Source organism: Streptomyces sp. NRRL S-495, from assembly GCF_000966955.1.
Lineage (GTDB): Bacteria > Actinomycetota > Actinomycetes > Streptomycetales > Streptomycetaceae > Kitasatospora > Kitasatospora purpeofusca.
Map to the genome: position 1 here is coordinate 1 of NZ_JZWY01001375.1, position 238 is coordinate 238.

Consider the following 238-nt stretch of genomic DNA (forward strand, 5'->3'; position numbering starts at 1 on the left):
CCGACGCCGAGCGGCTGGGGCACCGGGTGCTGGCGGTGGTGCGCGGTTCGGCGGTCAACCAGGACGGCGCGAGCAACGGCCTCACGGCGCCCAACGGCCCCTCCCAGCAGCGCGTCATCCGCGATGCCCTCGCCAACGCCCGGCTCACCCCGGCCGAGGTCGACCTCGTGGAGGCGCACGGTACGGGCACCGCGCTCGGCGACCCGATCGAGGCACAGGCCCTGCTGGCCACCTACGG

General features: G+C 76.1%; 1 protein-coding gene. It reads left to right on the forward strand.

All coding sequences use genetic code 11. The features are described 5' to 3' along the window. Positions 1-238: hypothetical protein (locus VR45_RS41740; RefSeq protein WP_045945212.1), on the forward strand; the 238-nt coding region annotated here is incomplete at both ends.